The organism is Aminobacter sp. J44 (genome assembly GCF_007829415.1).
Taxonomy (GTDB): Bacteria; Pseudomonadota; Alphaproteobacteria; order Rhizobiales; family Rhizobiaceae; genus Aerobium.
Genome location: NZ_VLJG01000049.1, coordinates 1 through 16,411 on the forward strand (window position 1 = coordinate 1; position 16,411 = coordinate 16,411).

Below are 16,411 nucleotides of genomic sequence, written 5' to 3' on the forward strand. Positions count from 1 at the left end.
GTCTTTGAGGCAGGGTTGATGCTCGCCGTTAGTCTCGGCCGCAAGATGCTCCTTCGTTCCCAAAAATCTGCTCCATATACGTTGCTCCTTCGTTCTGGTTTCAGCGCGTCGTGGCGCGCGGTGCCGCGGGCGGAATCCCTGCGTGCGATTACGGAGTCGAGGGACGGACTCCGAGTGTCAGTTCAAAATGGGAGAATGGTAGGCCGACCGTCGGTGGTCGGGTTGAAGGTTAAACCTTGCCTGCGCGTGGGCGCAGGGCCACTCGGGCCCACTGGCCGTCATGGCTGTTTTGCCGGCTGGCGCCGACTTATGCCCCCGACGCTACCAACATCGCGGGGCGAGCAGCCTGATTAGACAGGTATTGTCTGGCTGCCATAACAATGACTTTGCGTCAAGTAGTGTCTAACACTCTATCGTTTCTTTTACTCAACACGGCCTGTGCGATAACGCCATCTGCGACGATGCGATTTTCTTTCAACCACACCGCAACGACGACCCATCCCCAAGGGATTGGGTCGTCATCGCAGCTGTTTTTGCGACGATTGCGACAACCCTTTGCGACGACGCGTTCTACATCGTCGCAACTGGTCTCAGGAATTTTCGTGGATGCCTGCTTACAGGATCAATTTCCTCGGCGACCTCAAGCTCGCCGATATCGACCCAGGCGCCCAGCATCGCCTTTGCCTCGTCCCGGCTAGTTGCCAGCCCGGCCTCAAGTAGTACCTCGCCCGCCCACGGTTTCCCTTTGGGATCGGCCTTGTAGCTACTGGCCGCCAGTCGCACCTTGATGCCGGCGAGTGTTTCCGGAGAGACATGTGCCACCACGTTTCGTCGCTGCTCTGCGGCTTGCTCGGCAAGGTCTTCCTGAGAAGGCCAGCGCCAAGGCTCCACTACGCCAACTTCGTCTCCGGCCTGACCAAGCCCTTTGCCATTACCCAAGGGGACGGAAACGATACGACGCCACAGGCTCTTTCCAACGGCTACAAGGTTCACCTTTCCAAAGTCGATCCTGAAGTAACCCGCTGGCGATTCCAGCCCGACCTTCTCCGCCTCAGCCTGCGACATCGCGTTAAGAACGCGCATACTCCGCACCTTATCCTTCAACGCGCCGCCGCCACGGGCGCTATCCGCAGTCGCCTCGTTTTGTCCTTTGACTACGTGATGGATGACCTCGACGCAGCAATTCGCCCGATCAGCAACTTCGGTCCAAGCCTTTGCGACCCGCTGCATAGCACTGTTGTCGTTTTCGGGGACTTCGTGCGTCGAAACGAGCGGATCAATCACCACAACATCGATCCGACGGCGCTGAATTTCACTCACCATGTCGTCAATTACAGGCTGACAAACTTTAAAGCCTCGACCCTCCTGGCGCATCACGACAAACTCTTGATCACGGCCCGAATCGGTGAAGAGCCTGTCGGCAATCTCGTCGGCGGTAACGGCGAAATGCTTTGCCGCCGCGTGGAAGCGTCGGTCGATCTCATCCTGCGGATCCTCTGCATTCACATACCAGACGCGTAGAGGCGACGTGCGCGAGCCATCAGGGTCGAGAAGCGGTCGTCCTGTAACCATAGACAGGACCTCGGGGATGGCATGTGCAGACTTACCGCCACCGCCAGCGCCTACAGTCGATGTCAGGTAACGCCTGATGTAGTGACGACCATACAGCCATTCACGCGGTGGGATGGTGGCGGGATCACGAAGAACAAAAGGACGAGCCGTTATGGGCTTGTCCTCAGGAAGGACGACCTCCAACCCATTTACCGTTCGAAAAACGGCCTCATCGGCCGCGTTGATGAATATTTCGCCGGCGTCTCTGCCAATCACCACCGCGCTCAAGCGGTCAGCATGAAGAATGCCGCCAAACTCTCTCTGCAGACGCCGCAGCCGCTCTTCTCCGCGGGGCGCATTATCATTCGCTGGTTTCAGCGGAAATATATCCTCACGAAGCTTCTGCGCTGCCTGCGCCACCATACCAGGGTCACGCTTTTGCGGCTCGGCGCCTATATCGCGCGCGATGATAGCTTCGGCGATTGCCTCGTCGTCCGCCGAGCCCGCAATCCGCCCGTGCTGGACCTGGCCGTCGTCGTCCACCCACAACAAGTATGACGTATCGCGGGCGCAGCCGTCGATTCCGTCGACCGACACCGCAACACGTCGTGCGGTCTGATCGTCATCGGGCCATTCGTCAGCGGGAAGGCTTTCGAAAAACTCCGGTGCGGCGCGTTGCCAGTCCGGTGAACCGTCCTCCTTTGCTGGCSCGAGGACGACATTTGTTATGCAATGGCCGTGATCCCACAACCGGTCGCAAAGGCCGAATATGATGGCTTCCCGGTCTCGAGAGGAAATGGGCTTAGGCTGCGGAAAGCTTGTCATTGGCTGTACGGCCTCCCAATGCCGCCATTGCAGCGGCGGTCAGTTCTTTTGCGAAATCCGGTGTGAAGGTTGCGCATCGCTTACCCGCGACACTTGGCGCATACGTAAGGTGGGTACCGTCTGGAGCGCGTAGCAGACGAAGATTGTAAAGGCGAAGCCGTCCCTCAACCTCGACATCGAAGCGCGCTACGCAGGGAAAGCGCTCGGTGTTGGCGTAAGTTGGACACGGCACGATCGAGAGGATTCTCACTGATCCCTCCTATCAAGCCGAATTTTTGGGTGATTCCGATTCGCAGAGCAGCACGGATGCAGAACATTCGCGCTACTGCTTCGGGACTTTTCCGGGAGTTTATGTTGCGGAACAGTCGCTTTGAGCGCCTTTCGTTCCGTTTTCCACCAAGCCGATAACAACCGGCAAGGAATAAACCCCAAGGATATCAAGGAGAAAATGGTCGGAGCGGCGGGATTCGAACCCACGACCCCTTGACCCCCAGTCAAGTGCGCTACCGGGCTGCGCTACGCTCCGAACCGTCGGAACCCCTACAGATTGCGGCCCCGCTAGGCAAGGGCATTTTTCGACGAGCCAACGGAAAAAGGCTGCAGGTCCCGGGAATTGTTACAAAAGAGAACAAGATGGCGCGTCCAGTCATCGGCGAATGCGCCGCCGCCCCCATGCCGGCCCACGAGAGCCCCGCCCTCGGGCCGTTCGGCAACATCTTGCTACGGTTAGCGACAAAAACAAAATACCCTTCCAAACTGCATCCAAAACGACCTGTACAGTTCCGCTCGAATTCTAATCGATATAGCTGCCGCTACGTTAATCACTTTTTCTAAGAATTAATTATCCATATTGGCACCAACACCAACTTTACTATAACGTTTGGACGGGGTTACTGCGACGTGGGACGAGAAGCATGGGCCAGATCGAGAAGAATGCGCAGGTTGAAGACATCCTGACGGGCGTCGCGCGCACGCTGCATCACTGGCGTCGGCTTGAACGCTCGCTGCTTGACGTCCTGTCACGATGCATGGACGCCCGCGACCCGGGCGCGGCGGACATCGTGTGGGAGAACATCACTCCCTTCCCGCAGAAGCTCCGTGCCATGTCGGACATGCTCAAGCTGCGGATCCACGACGACATGGCGCGGGACCTATGGACCCAGCTCTCTCGCATGGTTTGCGAACACAGCCGCCTGCGGCTGCAGCTCAGCCAGTACCAGATCCAGCGCGTCGATAACGCACCGCGGCTTGTTCTCAAGACCGGGGATGAAAGCGTTATCCAGCTTCCCTCGGCGCGGACCGCGCAGCTTGAGGAATGGGATCCGATCTTGAGCAGCGCCCTGGAGGCAGCTCACGCGGCAAGCCTGCCAAGTGGCTATACCGCCGTCGAGATCGACGACATCGCGCAGGTCATTTCCGACCTGGCCGACAACATTTCCTGGTACAGCGACTGGGTGATCGAGTACGGGCACATACCGTCGGACTACGCACCGCCGCCACCACCGCTGATCAACGCCATGCTCGGCGAGCTGCAGTCGCAGGCAGTCAGCGGCAACAGCCAGCCCGCCTATCTCACCTGATCGAGCAGGCGCTTGCACTCAAGCAAATCGAACAGCGCTTCCTGAAGCAGCGCGCGGTTGTCGCGTGACAGCCGGCTGTCGTCGGCCCCCACAGGACCATCCTCGTCGCCCTTCACAAGGCCGAAAAAACGCCGCCCGGGCTTCACTCGCGGCTGGCCGACCAGCATCTCGCTGTCGAGGCGGGCATGCTCCTGTGCATGCTCTTCCTCCGCAGCTGCCTCTGCCTGGCGCCGTTTGGTGATGACATCAATGGCCGCGACATCACCATTGCCGACGGCGACAAGGAACTGCACGCCGTTCTCGCGCAGCAGCTTCTGCACGCCCTTGATGGTGTAGCCCTGCTCGTAGAGCATGTGGCGGATGCCCTTGATGAGCTCGACATCCTGCGGCCGGTAATAGCGGCGGCCGCCCCCGCGCTTCATCGGCTTGATCTGCGTGAAGCGCGTTTCCCAGAAACGCAGCACATGCTGCGGCAGGTCGAGTTGTTCGGCTACTTCGCTGATCGTGCGGAAAGCGTCCGGGCTCTTGTCCATGGCATCAAGCGCTCCGATTGTACGAATCGTACGATATCACAGCTACTTGGCTGCGGTCATTCAAGCAATGTGCCCGCCCGAAAGCAAAAAGGGCGCTACTTGCGCCCCTTCTTAGCTGCTTCCTGATGCGCCTGGAGTATGCGCTGTTTCAGCACATTTGACGCCTTGAAGGTCATCACCCTGCGCGGCAGGATCGGAACTTCCTCACCGGTCTTCGGATTGCGGCCGACCCGCTCGTTCTTGTCGCGCACCTGGAAGGTGGCGAAGGACGACAGCTTGACCGTCTCCCCGCGCACGATCGCCTCGCAGATTTCGTCGAGCACCATCTCGACAAGCTGGGCAGATTCCGTGCGCGACAGGCCAACCTTACGGTACACGGCCTCGGCGAGGTCAGCGCGTGTTACTGTAGTTCCCCCCATCGGGTCGTCCAACCATCTCGAAGTGTTGAAAAAGGCTCAATATTCCGGGACGTTAAGGAATAGACCAGCCGAGGTCAAGCACCCCGCGCCTACAAGTTGTAACGATTCAGGTGGCTGCTGCGCGATTTACCAGCGCAGCAGGACCGCACCCCAGGTGAAGCCACCCCCCATCGCCTCGAGCAGGACGAGGTCGCCCTGCTTGATCCGGCCGTCGGCAACGGCCGTGCCGAGCGCCAGCGGCACCGAGGCCGCGGACGTGTTGCCGTGCTGGTCGACGGTGATGACGACCTTCTCCGGGGCAATGCCAAGCTTCTTGGCCGAGGCGTCGATGATGCGGCGGTTCGCCTGGTGCGGGACGAACCAGTCGAGATCATCGGCGGTGATGCCGCCCTTGGCAAATACGTCTTCGATCACGTCTGTGATCATGCCAACCGCGTGTTTGAAGACCTCACGGCCTTCCATGCGCAGATGTCCGACCGTGCCGGTGGTCGATGGGCCGCCGTCGACGTAGAGCTTCTCCTTGTGGCTGCCGTCAGCGCGCAAGCTGGACGCCAGGACACCGCGGTCGCCGATGCCGCCCTCGCCTTCCTGCAGCTCCAGCACGATCGCGCCAGCGCCGTCGCCGAACAGCACGCAGGTGGTCCGGTCCTGCCAGTCGAGGATGCGCGAGAAGGTTTCGGCGCCGATGACCAGCGCGCGACGATGGTTGCCGGCGCGCATGAGAGCGTCCGCCGTAGTTACCGCATAGACGAAGCCGGAGCAAACCGCCTGCATGTCGAAGGCAAAGCCGTGGTGCATGCCGAGCCGGTTCTGGATGTCGACCGCCGTTGCCGGAAAGGTGTTGTTTGGCGTCGAGGTCGCGAGCACGATCAGGTCGATGTCGTCGGGTGTCAGGCCAGCATTGGCGAGTGCCGCGCGCGCAGCCGCTTCACCGAGCGAGGCCGTCGTCTCGTCCTCTGCCGCAATATGGCGCTGCGTGATGCCGGTGCGCTGGACGATCCACTCATCCGACGTCTCGACCATCGTCTCGAACTCGGCATTCTTCATGATGCGGCGCGGCAGTGCGGTACCTACCCCGCGCACGACTGATCTTAGCATGTCCTACAAATCCTCACTGACGGCGTCGTCGCCTGCCACATCACGCTTGCCGGCACTGCCATGGAAAGCCTCGAGGTCGCGCCGGATGGCATCGACCAGCTTGCTTCGTCCCATGTCGTAAGCGAGCTCCACGGCAGCGGCGAAACCTTCGTCGTCTGCCCCGCCATGGCTCTTGACCACGATGCCGTTCAGTCCGAGGAACACGCCGCCATTGGCGCGGCGTACGTCCATCTTTTCCTTGAGGCGCCGGAAGGCATCCCGCGCAAATATGGCGCCGATCTTGGACATCAAGGTGCGCGACATCGCCGCACGCAGATACTGTGCGATCTGCTTGGCGGTGCCTTCTGCCGTTTTGAGGGCAATGTTGCCCGCGAAACCTTCGGTCACGACCACGTCAACCGAGCCCTTGCCGATGTCATCACCCTCCACGAAGCCGTGGTAGTCCATCGACTTCGGGTTGGCCTCGCGCAGCAAGCGCCCCGCTTCCTTGACCTCTTCCTGGCCCTTGATCTCCTCGACGCCGACATTGAGGAGGCCCACCGACGGTCGCTCGATGCCGAAGATCGACCGCGCCATCGCCGCGCCCAGAATCGCAAAGTCGATCAGCTGGTCGGCATCGGCGCCGATGGTGGCACCGACGTCGAGTACGACGCTTTCACCGCGCACGGTCGGCCAGATAGCCGCGATCGCCGGTCGCTCGATCGAGACCATCGTGCGCAGGCAGAATTTCGACATCGCCATCAGCGCACCGGTGTTACCGGCCGAGACGCAGACGTCGGCATCCCCGTTCTTCACCGCCTCGATCGCCTTCCACATCGACGACTTGTAGCGGCCCTGGCGCAGCGCCTGGCTCGGCTTGTCGTCCATGCGGACAGCGATCTCGCAATGGAAAAACTCGCTTGCCTTCTCGACGCGCGGATAGCGCGCGAGCAAGGGCTTCACCGCCTCCTGGCGGCCGAAAATGAGAAAGCGGACATCCGGGCGGCGCTCGGCCACCTTGTCGAGGCCGGGAATGACAACCTCCGGCCCGTGGTCTCCGCCCATGGCGTCAATCGCGATGCGTATCAAGTGCTGGTTCGTCTCGTATCTGGTCCCCGGGCGACGGGGAGACTGGGCAAGTTCGGGCGAAAATAGCGGTTTTGGATCGCCGCACAACCGGATTTAGCAGCGATCCGCTGAAATCAGGACTTCTTCTGGAGTGCTTTCAGCTTCTCGTAAAGGGGGCCGCGCGGCGCGTCCTCGTCGTCTTCGACGGACTTCACCTCAGCCCCCGGCTTGCGCGGATAGGGATCGATACCCATCGCGAAGAACTCCTCGGCGAGATGGCCGACATCAACGAAGTCGCCGCTGAACGTTTCAGGACTGTCCTCGCCCTCGGCGTCGAGCAGGATCTCACCCTCGATCGAGCGAACGGGAATGGCGAGCTTCGAGCCTTCCGGCACGTAGAGCCCGCTCACCTCCTCGTCGACGACCTGTTCGACCGGCTCGAGCGTGACAACGCAGTCCTGGACGATGTTGGCGACGACCCGGCCGGCGACCTTGACGCCGCCTTTCTTCCAGGCGGTCACATTGAGCGTCGCCTTTAGCGCATCGACCGAGCGCAGCGCATGCTCCTCGGCGAGCTGCTCGCGCTGCTCCTCATCTGCCTCGATGGTCACTTCCAGCCCGTTCTTCGGCAGGCGGGAAACCTGCACCTTGTGGCTGATGGGGCTGACCTTATCTTCAAACATCCCGCAATTACTCCGCAACGGGGAACTGGATGCGCCCTGCAAGCAGCTCGGCCTCCGGCTGGGAGGCGAGCGACTCGGATGCGCGCTCTATATAGGAAGCCAGATGGCCAACTTGAGGCCATGGCGAATTTCTTTGCGGCATGATGTTGCGCGACAGCGCGGCCATCAGCGCGTCACGGTCCTTCGCCGCCAGCGCGCGGCCATAGGAGTCCGCGCGGCCATAGAACATCTTCGCGAGCTTCTTCATGCGCTTCGGCACACCCGTGTCGCCGATGCCGAGTTCGCGCAACGAATGATCCACGTCCTTGAAGAACTCGTCGGTGATGTCCTGCGCCAGATGGAGAAGCGGGGCGGAGCCGCCGCGCGTGCGCTCGAGGAACAGGAACATGTGGATCGAGATCATCTCGTAGCGGCCGATCGGCGTGTCCGGCACATCCCACTCGGCGTAGAAACGCGGCTGCCGCGCGGATGCCACGATTGCCTCATAGAGCGAGTCCGTGACCTCGCGATTGGAGTTGCGGCGGAAAGCCCGCAGAAACTTGAACATGGCAAATGGCTTCCGGAAGGTTTCGGTGCGCAGCGCGGTTGCATCGCTTTGAAAGCTGGTTTACCGCTTTTGCCGTCCGGTGCAAGCCGTTCACGGAACACGAACTGATGGAGTTATTGGTGCGATCGCGTAACATCAAAGCGGGTGGCGTATTTGCGGTTGCCGGCCTCGCCGTTCTCCTTGCGGGCTGCAATGCAACCAACAGCCTCCAGTTGACGCCCAGCGAGACGCTGACCCACGGCTACGTCATCGACCAGGCGATGATCGACATGGTTCCGGTTGGCTCGAGCCGCGAACAGGTTCTGCTTGCACTTGGCTCGCCTTCCACCACGGCGACCTTCGATAATGAAGTTCTTTATTACATCTCGCAGACCCGCAAGCGCCCGATCGCCTTCATGAATCCCAAGGTCGTCGACCAGCAGGTGCTGGCGATCTACCTGAATAAGGAAGGCCGCGTCGAAAAGGTCGCGCACTACGGCATGCAGGACGGCAAGGTGTTCGACTTCATCTCGCGCACGACGCCGACGGGCGGCAAGGACCAGAGCTTCATCGGCCAGCTCATCACCGGCGTTGCCGGTGGCGCACCGCAATTGCCGAGTGCCGGCCGCTAAAGCAAGCACCGGCCAGATACAGCAAAGGCGCGTCACCGACGCGCCTTTTTTTGTTGCCTGACGGCCCCTCGCCTATCGCGGCTCGCGCGAAAGCCCCTTGTCCGCAAGCTCGTCGAGATACGCCTGCCAGCGGGCTTCCTTTTCGTGCCCGAGTTCGTGAAAGTAGCCCCAGGTGTAAATGCCGCTGTCGTGGAAATCGCTGAAGGTGATGCGCACTGCGTAGTTGCCCACCGGCTCGATCTTCGTGATCGTGACATCCTTCTTACCGGGGACCGTCACCCGCTGGTCAGGCGAATGCCCCTGTACTTCTGCGGATGGCGACAGAACGCGCAGCAGCTCCGCAGTAAACTCGAAAGGCTGATGGCCGGGAAAGGTGACTGTCAGCAGGCGCCTGTCCTTCGACACGCGCAGCTCGCTCGGGGCACTCATCAAATAACCTCAATACAATGCATACTAGTGTGAACTTAGCCTGCGGCTCGCCGCCTTGCCAGATTGATGCTGCGTGTCACCCTTGAATTAGCTGGCGGATTGTCCGACATTGATTGAAACAGGAGGCGGTGCCGCAAGGTGACAAGCGCACATCGGCGGGCGGAGAATGCGTGATCCAATGACGTTTGGCAGCGGCAACATGATCGATCCGTTCGGGCGGTCGATCACCTATTTGCGTGTCTCTGTGACGGACCGCTGTGATTTCCGCTGCACCTACTGCATGGCGGAAGACATGACCTTCCTGCCGAAGAAAGACTTGCTGACGCTCGAGGAGCTTGAGCGTCTGTGTTCCGTCTTCATTTCCAAGGGTGTGCGTAAGCTGCGCCTCACTGGCGGTGAACCGCTGGTGCGTCGCAATGTGATGCATCTTGTCCGCGACCTTTCCCGCCACCTCAAAACGGGTGAGCTGGAGGAACTGACGCTGACGACAAACGGCTCGCAACTTGCGCGCTTCGCCACCGAACTTGCCGACTGCGGCGTTCGACGCATCAACGTCTCGCTCGACACGCTCGACCCGCAGAAGTTCCGGGAGATCACCCGCTGGGGCGACTTCTCGAAGGTGATGAGCGGCATCGACGCAGCACAGGCTGCCGGCCTCAAGATCAAGATCAACGCGGTCGCGCTCAAGGGCTTCAACGATCAGGAGATCCCGGACATGCTGCGCTGGGCGCATGGCCGCGGCATGGACCTGACCGTGATCGAGACCATGCCGATGGGCGAGATCGACGCCGACCGCACGGATCAGTACCTGCCACTGTCAAAGCTGCGAGCCGACCTTGAGCGTCAGTTCACGCTCACCGACATTCCCTACAAGACTGGCGGCCCTGCCCGCTACGTCGAGGTCAAGGAAACGGGGGGGCGTGTCGGCTTCATCACCCCAATGACGCACAATTTCTGCGAAAGCTGCAACCGCGTTCGTCTCACCTGCACCGGCACCCTCTACATGTGCCTCGGCCAGGAAGACGCAGCCGACCTGAGGGCCGCGCTCCGGGCGTCCGAGGGCGACGAGGCCGTTTCGCGCGCCATCGATGAAGCGATCGGCCGCAAGCCGAAGGGGCATGACTTCGTCATCGACCGGCGTACCCGGAAGCCTTCCGTCTCCCGCCACATGAGCGTTACCGGCGGCTGAACGCGGATGGCCCATTCGTTGGGCCTATCTGTCCGTTGCAGAATGCCAGGAGACGCCCTACTCCTTCCGCGTCTCGGCGTTTTCGGAGCCTGCCTTGCCACTCTCCCCCAATACGCGCAGCGCGATCTTCATGATTGTCGCTATGGCTGGCTTTACGATCAGCGACGCCATTTCGAAATATGTTATCGGTCCCATGAATGTCGGCCAGCTGCTCTTCGTGCGCGGCTGCGCGGCAACGCTGCTCATCGGCCTGCTTACCTGGCACCAGGGCTTCTTCCGAAACTGGAAGCAACTGCTGCACATGAGCGTGCTGTGGCGCGGCATCGGCGAAGTCGGCGCGACCATGACCTTTATGGCGGCGCTGTCGCACATGCCGCTCGCCAACGTCCACGCGATCATGCAGGCTCTGCCGCTGGCCGTGACCATGGGCGCGGCACTGTTCCTGGGCGAAATGGTCGGCTGGCGCCGCTGGCTGGCAATCGCCGCCGGCTTTACCGGCGTGATGATCGTCGTGCGCCCCGGCATGGAGGGCTTTAACGCCTACTCCGTTCTGACGCTTATCTCCGTCTCGTTCTGCGCCGTGCGCGACCTTGCCACCAGCCGCATTCCGCGCGAGGTGCCATCCATGCTGGTTTCGACGCTCACCGCAGCGATCGTCACCATCGCAGGCGCAGTCATTATCGTCCCGCTCGGTGGCTGGCGGCCGATGAGCGGCTTCCACTTCTCGATCATCATGTCGGCAGCGGTCGTGCTGCTGTTCGGCTACCAGTTCCTTATCATGTCGATGCGCGAGGGCAACGTCTCCTTCGTTGCACCCTTCCGCTATACGGCGCTGCTCTGGGCGATCGCACTCGGTTTCATCGTCTTCGGCGATATTCCGGATGCAGTTACTCTAACGGGCGCCGCGATCATCATCGCCTCGGGCATCTACACGCTCTACCGCGAGCGCAAGGTCGGCAAGAAGAAGATGGCGGCCCAGAGCACCGGGCCAAGCATGGCACCTGACGGGCTCTGAAACGCATCGGGGATTGCCCCGGCCGCCATGCCGGAGAATATTTAGCGTATTAACTTTTTCGAATCGGAATGCCATGCCGTCCTTCCCAAACCGGGTCACGCCTCCGCACATCGTGACGTTGACGCTGTCGGCCTCCATCGGCCCGCTGGCGATGAACATGTTCCTCCCGTCGCTTCCGGGAATGGCGCGGTATTTCGCCGCCGATTACTCGGTCATGCAGCTGACGGTAACCCTCTACCTGTTTTCACAGGCCTTCATCCAGCTGTTCATCGGCCCGGCCTCCGACCGCTTCGGCCGCCGGCCGGTAATGCTGTTTTCGCTGATCACCTTCGTCATCGGCACCATCGTCGCGCTGTTTGCGCCGACAATCGAAGTGCTGCTCTTCGCCCGCGTGCTGCAAGCTTTTGCGGCAGGAGGCATGGTGCTGGCCCGTGCCATGGTTCGCGACACGGTCGCCACCAACGAGGCGGCGAGCAAGATTGCTTACATCACCATGGGCATGGCCTTCGTGCCAACTATTACGCCTGTGATCGGCGGGATGCTCGACGTCGCCTATGGCTGGCAGGCTTCCTTCATTACCATGCTTGCCTTTGGCATCCTCAGCATTGTCCTGGTCTGGATAGACCTTGGCGAGACGAACCGGGTGCGTTCCTCCAGCATGGCGGCCCAGTTCCGCAGCTATCCGGAGCTGCTGACGTCGCGCCGCTTCTGGGGTTATTCCGCCACGGCCGCCTTCACGACCGGCACCTTCTTCGCCTTCCTCGGCGGCGGCCCGTTCGTCGCAACAGAAATCCTCGGCCTCGGCCCCGCCGCCTACGGCTTCTATTTCGGCATCATGTCGATGGGCTACATCATCGGCAACTTCCTGTCGGGCCGCTACACCATGCGGCTCGGTGTCGATGTGATGATGCTGAGCGGCAATGCCCTCGCCCTCGTTGCGATGATCGTCTCACTCATCCTCTTCTTCGCCGGATTCGACCACCCGCTGTCGCTGTTCCTGCCCGCAGGGCTCGTCGGCGTCGGCAACGGCCTTGCGCTACCCAGCACCAATGCGGGCATCGTCAGCGTGCGCCCGCATCTTGCCGGTAGCGCGTCGGGCCTCGGCGGCGCGTTGCAGATTGCCGGCGGCGCGGCTCTGTCCGTGATGGCGGGGCTGCTGATCTCGCGCGAAACGGGTCCCTACCCGCTCCTCTGGCTGATGGTGATTTCGTCCTTTGCATCCGTGCTGACTTCCCTGTACGTCAGGAGTGTATCCAGAAGGCAGGAGCACGGTTGAGGCAGGTCGTGGAACAGCGGGTCATCGGCATCTCGGGCTGGAAGAACTCGGGCAAGACGACACTGACGGAGCGGTTGGTCGCGGAGCTCACCGCCCGGGGCCGCAAGGTCTCAACCATCAAGCACGCCCATCACGACGCCGATGTCGACCACGAAGGCACCGACAGTTTTCGCCACCGCGCCGCAGGTGCGAGCGAGGTTCTGCTGGCGACTGGCCGCCGCTGGGCGCTGATGCACGAGCTGCGTGACGAGGGAGAGCCGGCGCTCGAGGAGCTGCTGGTGAAACTCTCGCCCTGCGACATCGTTCTGGTCGAGGGCTTCAAGAAAGACGCGCATCCGAAGATCGAGGTCAGGCGGCTGGAAGCGCGCTTCCGCTCGCCGCTGCCCGCGTCCATGAACATCATCGCCATCGCGGCGGATCATGAGGTCGGGGACGCTACGGTCCCCGTCTTCGACCTGAACGACATTTCTGCGATCGCCGACTTCATCGAAGGGGCGGCTGGACTTGCACGACACGGATAGGAGGAGCGGATGGCAAAGGTTGCGTTTCTTGGATTGGGCGTCATGGGTTATCCGATGGCGCGGCACCTCGCGGAAAAGGGCGGCCATGTGGTGACGGTCTACAACCGCACCAAGGCGAAGGCAGAAAAGTGGGTCGCCGAGAATGGTGGCCACTTCGCCAGAACGCCCGCTGAGGCTGCACGGGACCAGGATTTCGTCTTCGCCTGCGTCGGCAACGACAATGACCTGCGCGAAGTGACGCTCGGCCCGGATGGTGCCTTCAGCACCATGAAGAAGGGCGCGATCTTCATCGACAACACCACCGCCTCGGCCGAAGTGGCGCGAGAGCTCTATGCGGCCGCGAAGGAGCGCGGCTTCGACTTCATCGACGCGCCGGTTTCCGGCGGCCAGGCTGGCGCCGAAAACGGCGTGCTCACCGTCATGTGCGGCGGCGATGAGGATGTCTTCAACCGTGCCCGGCCCGTGATCGACGCGTATGCACGCATGGTCGGCCTGATGGGCCCCGTCGGTTCCGGCCAACTCACCAAGATGGTCAACCAGATCTGCATTGGCGGCTTGCTGCAGGGCCTCGCCGAAGGCATCCACTTCGGCAAGAAGGCGGGCCTCGACATCGAGAAGGTGGTTGAGGTGATCTCGAAAGGCGCAGCGGGCTCGTGGCAGATGGAGAACCGCCACAAGACGATGAACGAGGGCCGCTACGACTTCGGCTTCGCGATCGACTGGATGCGCAAGGACCTCGCGATCTGCCTTGGGGAAGCCGACCGCAACGGCGCCAAGCTCCCGGTCACCGCGCTGATCGACCAGTTCTACAAGGAAGTGCAGGAGATGGGAGGCGGCCGCTGGGACACATCGGCCCTGCTCGCCCGCCTCGAAAAGTAATCAGGCCGAAAGCGCCTGGCAGGTCTTCAGGGCGGCGTCGAAATCGCGCCGCCTGTTTCTTTCGCGCTCCATAGCCTCGGCGTCCTCGCCCCAGTGCTCGGAGGTCCAGCGCTCGTCGAGATGCGCGGCTTCCCACACATCGTCGGCCGAGAACGCGCCGGCTTCAGCCGCCAGCGCCAGCAGCGCCGAGCCGGTGATCGACGTCATGGTGTGGATTGCAGCAAGCCGGAACGGCTCCTCACGCTGCAGCAGCCAGTTGCGTATCGCGTCCAGCGTCTCCGCCGGCTGCTCTACGTGCATGACGCCTTCGGCCAGGTAGAAGCGCGCGCCGAGCGCGGTCTTCGCCCATTCCAGAACCGGATCCCAAGTTTTGCTCTGGCGCTCGACCAGCCGTTCGGGGCCTTCGGCGCGGTAGCAGAGCAGGTCGGACGAGGCGTACTTCACCACGTCTTCCAGCACCGCGCGCATTTCCGGCAGCACGCCGTCGATCGCCGAGTTGGCAAGGCGCAGCACCGGCATGCTGATCGGGACGATGTGCTCATCCTGCGCGGCGAACTCGTCAGCGACCAGCTTTGCCAGCGCCTCGGTGGGAAGCGCGAGCACTGCCCTTCCCGGCGTGCGCACCGGACGGCCGTCGAGCTGGACGGCAAAGCCTTCACCCACCACGGCCACCGCCGCTTCCTTGTAGAACCGCTTCGGGTATTGCGGCTTCAGGCTCGCCTGCGCGCGCTTGATCGGATCCGGATCTTTCGGGTCCGGAATGTCACCGTCAAACAGGCCGCTCATCATTCTTCCTCTGCAGTTGCCTCATCAAAGCCGAGCAGGTTCCAGCTCTGGCGCATGTGCGGCGGCAGCGGCGCGGTGATGTCGATCACGCCCTTGCCATCCGGATGCGGGATAACGATCCGGCGCGCATGCAGATGTAGTCGATTCTGGATTCCGCCCGGAAATTCCCAGTTGGTGTCCGCCTCGAAGTACTTTGGGTCGCCGATTATCGGGCAACCGATATGGGCGGCGTGGACGCGCAGCTGGTGCGTGCGGCCGGTATGCGGCTCCATCTCCAGCCAGGTCAGCGACTGGCCGGCCTGGTCGACGATGCGGTAGTTGGAGACTGCGTGATCGGCCCCGTCCTCGCCATGCTTGGCGATGCGGACACGGTCACCATCCGGAGTCTGTTCCTTGACCAGCCAGGTCGAGATGCGGCCTTCCCGCTTCTTCGGCACGCCCTTAACGAGAGCCCAGTAGGTCTTCTGGGCATCGCGGCCCCGAAACGCCTCAGCAAGCTTCATCGCGGCAAGGCGCGAGCGGGCAACGACCAGCACGCCAGACGTATCGCGGTCGAGACGATGCACCAGGCGCGGCTTTTCGCCCTTCTTGTTGCGGAATGCTTCCAGCATGTCGTCGACATGGCGCACGACGCCCGAGCCGCCCTGCACCGCAAGACCGGATGGCTTGTTGAAAACGAACACGGACGGGTCTTCGTACAGCATCATCTTCCGGAGGACGGAGCCGTCGTCCTGGCTGCGGATGCTCTTTGCCGTAAGCGGCTCGTCGCCCTTCCGGTCGACGCCGAGCGGGGGAACGCGCACGACCTGCCCAGGCTCAAGCCGGGTGTCGGTCTTGGCGCGGCCGCCATCGACGCGGATCTGTCCCGAGCGCAGCAGCTTCTGCAGGTGCCCGAAGCCGAGCCCCGGAAAATGTGTCTTGAACCAGCGATCGAGTCGCATGCCCGCCTCGCCCTGCTCGACGGTAATCTGTTCTACGCCTGCCATGTGGTGCCAACCTTCGTATCAAGCGGGCCAGATAGCATCAGGCGAGCAATTTCGCGAGCCACAAAGCGAAAATGGCCTGTTTGTAGCTGGGGGGCGGCTAATGTGCCTTCATTACAGACCACGCGCTACCCCCTGCCTCCTTTGTCATGCCACGCGGTTCCACGCTCATTTCCGCCTTCGTCATGCCAGGGCTTGACCGTGGCATCCTGTGTGTTTGCTGAGGTGTAGAATGGTTGCGGGAAGGAGGCCGMKGGSATCCTGGTCGCCTCCGCTTGGGAAAGCAGACCGTGGCATGGCCTGGCCCCTTCCCGCAGTGCTGCTTTGAACCTGAACAGTTGCACGAGGCTGCTTACCCAGACCTCGCACCACAGGAACAGGCCCCATGACCTTACACCCAAACTTCATCGGCTGCGACGTCTCCAAAGACACCCTCGAT

General features: G+C 61.9%; 17 protein-coding genes and 1 tRNA gene. 7 read left to right on the top strand and 11 right to left on the bottom strand.

The genetic code is table 11. The annotated features are described in order from the left end of the window. Nucleotides 1-570: 570 nt before the first annotated feature. Nucleotides 571-2,376, bottom strand: a complete 1,806-nt coding sequence (locus L610_RS15780) for an AAA family ATPase (protein WP_144706241.1) — start codon at nucleotides 2,374-2,376, stop codon at nucleotides 571-573. 449 nt (nucleotides 2,377-2,825) lie between these two features. Then, nucleotides 2,826-2,902: transfer RNA gene (locus L610_RS15785), tRNA-Pro, on the bottom strand. A 388-nt stretch (nucleotides 2,903-3,290) separates the two neighbouring features. Here L610_RS15785 and L610_RS15790 point away from each other — a divergent pair. Next, nucleotides 3,291-3,956: a hypothetical protein gene (locus L610_RS15790; RefSeq protein ID WP_144706243.1), complete on the top strand. Its 666-nt coding sequence runs from the start codon at nucleotides 3,291-3,293 to the stop codon at nucleotides 3,954-3,956. Here L610_RS15790 and L610_RS15795 read toward each other — a convergent pair. The 6 genes from L610_RS15795 to L610_RS15820 form a co-directional block, all read right to left on the bottom strand. Further along, nucleotides 3,944-4,489 (bottom strand): MerR family transcriptional regulator, encoded by a 546-nt coding sequence (locus L610_RS15795; protein ID WP_024849783.1) that lies wholly within the window; start codon nucleotides 4,487-4,489, stop codon nucleotides 3,944-3,946. The genes L610_RS15790 and L610_RS15795 overlap by 13 nt on opposite strands. A gap of 95 nt (nucleotides 4,490-4,584) precedes the next feature. Further along, nucleotides 4,585-4,908: an integration host factor subunit alpha gene (locus tag L610_RS15800; protein ID WP_024849782.1), complete on the bottom strand. Its 324-nt coding sequence runs from the start codon at nucleotides 4,906-4,908 to the stop codon at nucleotides 4,585-4,587. A gap of 126 nt (nucleotides 4,909-5,034) precedes the next feature. Then, nucleotides 5,035-6,006, bottom strand: a complete 972-nt coding sequence (locus tag L610_RS15805) for a beta-ketoacyl-ACP synthase III (RefSeq protein ID WP_144706245.1) — start codon at nucleotides 6,004-6,006, stop codon at nucleotides 5,035-5,037. Between the two features lie 3 nt (nucleotides 6,007-6,009). Continuing rightward, on the bottom strand, nucleotides 6,010-7,074 hold the full coding sequence (gene plsX / locus L610_RS15810) for a phosphate acyltransferase PlsX (protein WP_144706247.1): 1,065 nt from the start codon (nucleotides 7,072-7,074) through the stop codon (nucleotides 6,010-6,012). A gap of 113 nt (nucleotides 7,075-7,187) precedes the next feature. Next, entirely contained in the window at nucleotides 7,188-7,736 is a 549-nt protein-coding gene (locus tag L610_RS15815; RefSeq protein WP_024849779.1) for a DUF177 domain-containing protein, read from the bottom strand. 7 nt (nucleotides 7,737-7,743) lie between these two features. After that, the gene (locus L610_RS15820; protein ID WP_024849778.1) at nucleotides 7,744-8,283 is read right to left on the bottom strand and encodes a ubiquinol-cytochrome C chaperone family protein; all 540 of its coding nucleotides are present in this window, start codon (nucleotides 8,281-8,283) and stop codon (nucleotides 7,744-7,746) included. 107 nt (nucleotides 8,284-8,390) lie between these two features. Between L610_RS15820 and L610_RS15825 the strand changes: the two genes are divergently transcribed. After that, entirely contained in the window at nucleotides 8,391-8,894 is a 504-nt protein-coding gene (locus L610_RS15825) for an outer membrane protein assembly factor BamE (protein WP_024849777.1), read from the top strand. A 72-nt stretch (nucleotides 8,895-8,966) separates the two neighbouring features. Here the strand turns inward: L610_RS15825 and L610_RS15830 are convergent, their stop codons facing one another. Next, complete coding sequence (locus L610_RS15830) at nucleotides 8,967-9,323, bottom strand: gamma-butyrobetaine hydroxylase-like domain-containing protein (protein ID WP_024849776.1); 357 nt, start codon at nucleotides 9,321-9,323, stop codon at nucleotides 8,967-8,969. A 178-nt stretch (nucleotides 9,324-9,501) separates the two neighbouring features. Between L610_RS15830 and moaA the strand changes: the two genes are divergently transcribed. The 5 genes from moaA (at nucleotide 9,502) to L610_RS15855 (ending at nucleotide 14,203) form a co-directional block, all read left to right on the top strand. Beyond that, nucleotides 9,502-10,512: a GTP 3',8-cyclase MoaA gene (gene moaA, locus L610_RS15835; RefSeq protein ID WP_024849775.1), complete on the top strand. Its 1,011-nt coding sequence runs from the start codon at nucleotides 9,502-9,504 to the stop codon at nucleotides 10,510-10,512. Nucleotides 10,513-10,606: 94 nt separating this feature from the next. Next, nucleotides 10,607-11,527: a DMT family transporter gene (locus L610_RS15840; RefSeq protein ID WP_024849774.1), complete on the top strand. Its 921-nt coding sequence runs from the start codon at nucleotides 10,607-10,609 to the stop codon at nucleotides 11,525-11,527. Between the two features lie 73 nt (nucleotides 11,528-11,600). After that, nucleotides 11,601-12,803, top strand: coding sequence for a multidrug effflux MFS transporter (locus L610_RS15845; RefSeq protein WP_024849773.1), 1,203 nt, complete (start codon nucleotides 11,601-11,603; stop codon nucleotides 12,801-12,803). Between the two features lie 8 nt (nucleotides 12,804-12,811). Continuing rightward, entirely contained in the window at nucleotides 12,812-13,324 is a 513-nt protein-coding gene (gene mobB, locus L610_RS15850; protein WP_024849772.1) for a molybdopterin-guanine dinucleotide biosynthesis protein B, read from the top strand. Between the two features lie 9 nt (nucleotides 13,325-13,333). Next, the gene (locus tag L610_RS15855; protein WP_024849771.1) at nucleotides 13,334-14,203 is read left to right on the top strand and encodes an NAD(P)-dependent oxidoreductase; all 870 of its coding nucleotides are present in this window, start codon (nucleotides 13,334-13,336) and stop codon (nucleotides 14,201-14,203) included. Here L610_RS15855 and L610_RS15860 read toward each other — a convergent pair whose 3' ends face one another. Both L610_RS15860 and L610_RS15865 read right to left on the bottom strand, forming a co-directional pair. Beyond that, the gene (locus L610_RS15860; RefSeq protein ID WP_024849770.1) at nucleotides 14,204-14,989 is read right to left on the bottom strand and encodes an ATP12 family chaperone protein; all 786 of its coding nucleotides are present in this window, start codon (nucleotides 14,987-14,989) and stop codon (nucleotides 14,204-14,206) included. It lies immediately after the preceding gene. Continuing rightward, entirely contained in the window at nucleotides 14,989-15,975 is a 987-nt protein-coding gene (locus tag L610_RS15865; RefSeq protein WP_024849769.1) for an RluA family pseudouridine synthase, read from the bottom strand. Before L610_RS15865 ends, L610_RS15860 begins: the two co-directional genes overlap by 1 nt. Nucleotides 15,976-16,411: the final 436 nt, after the last annotated feature.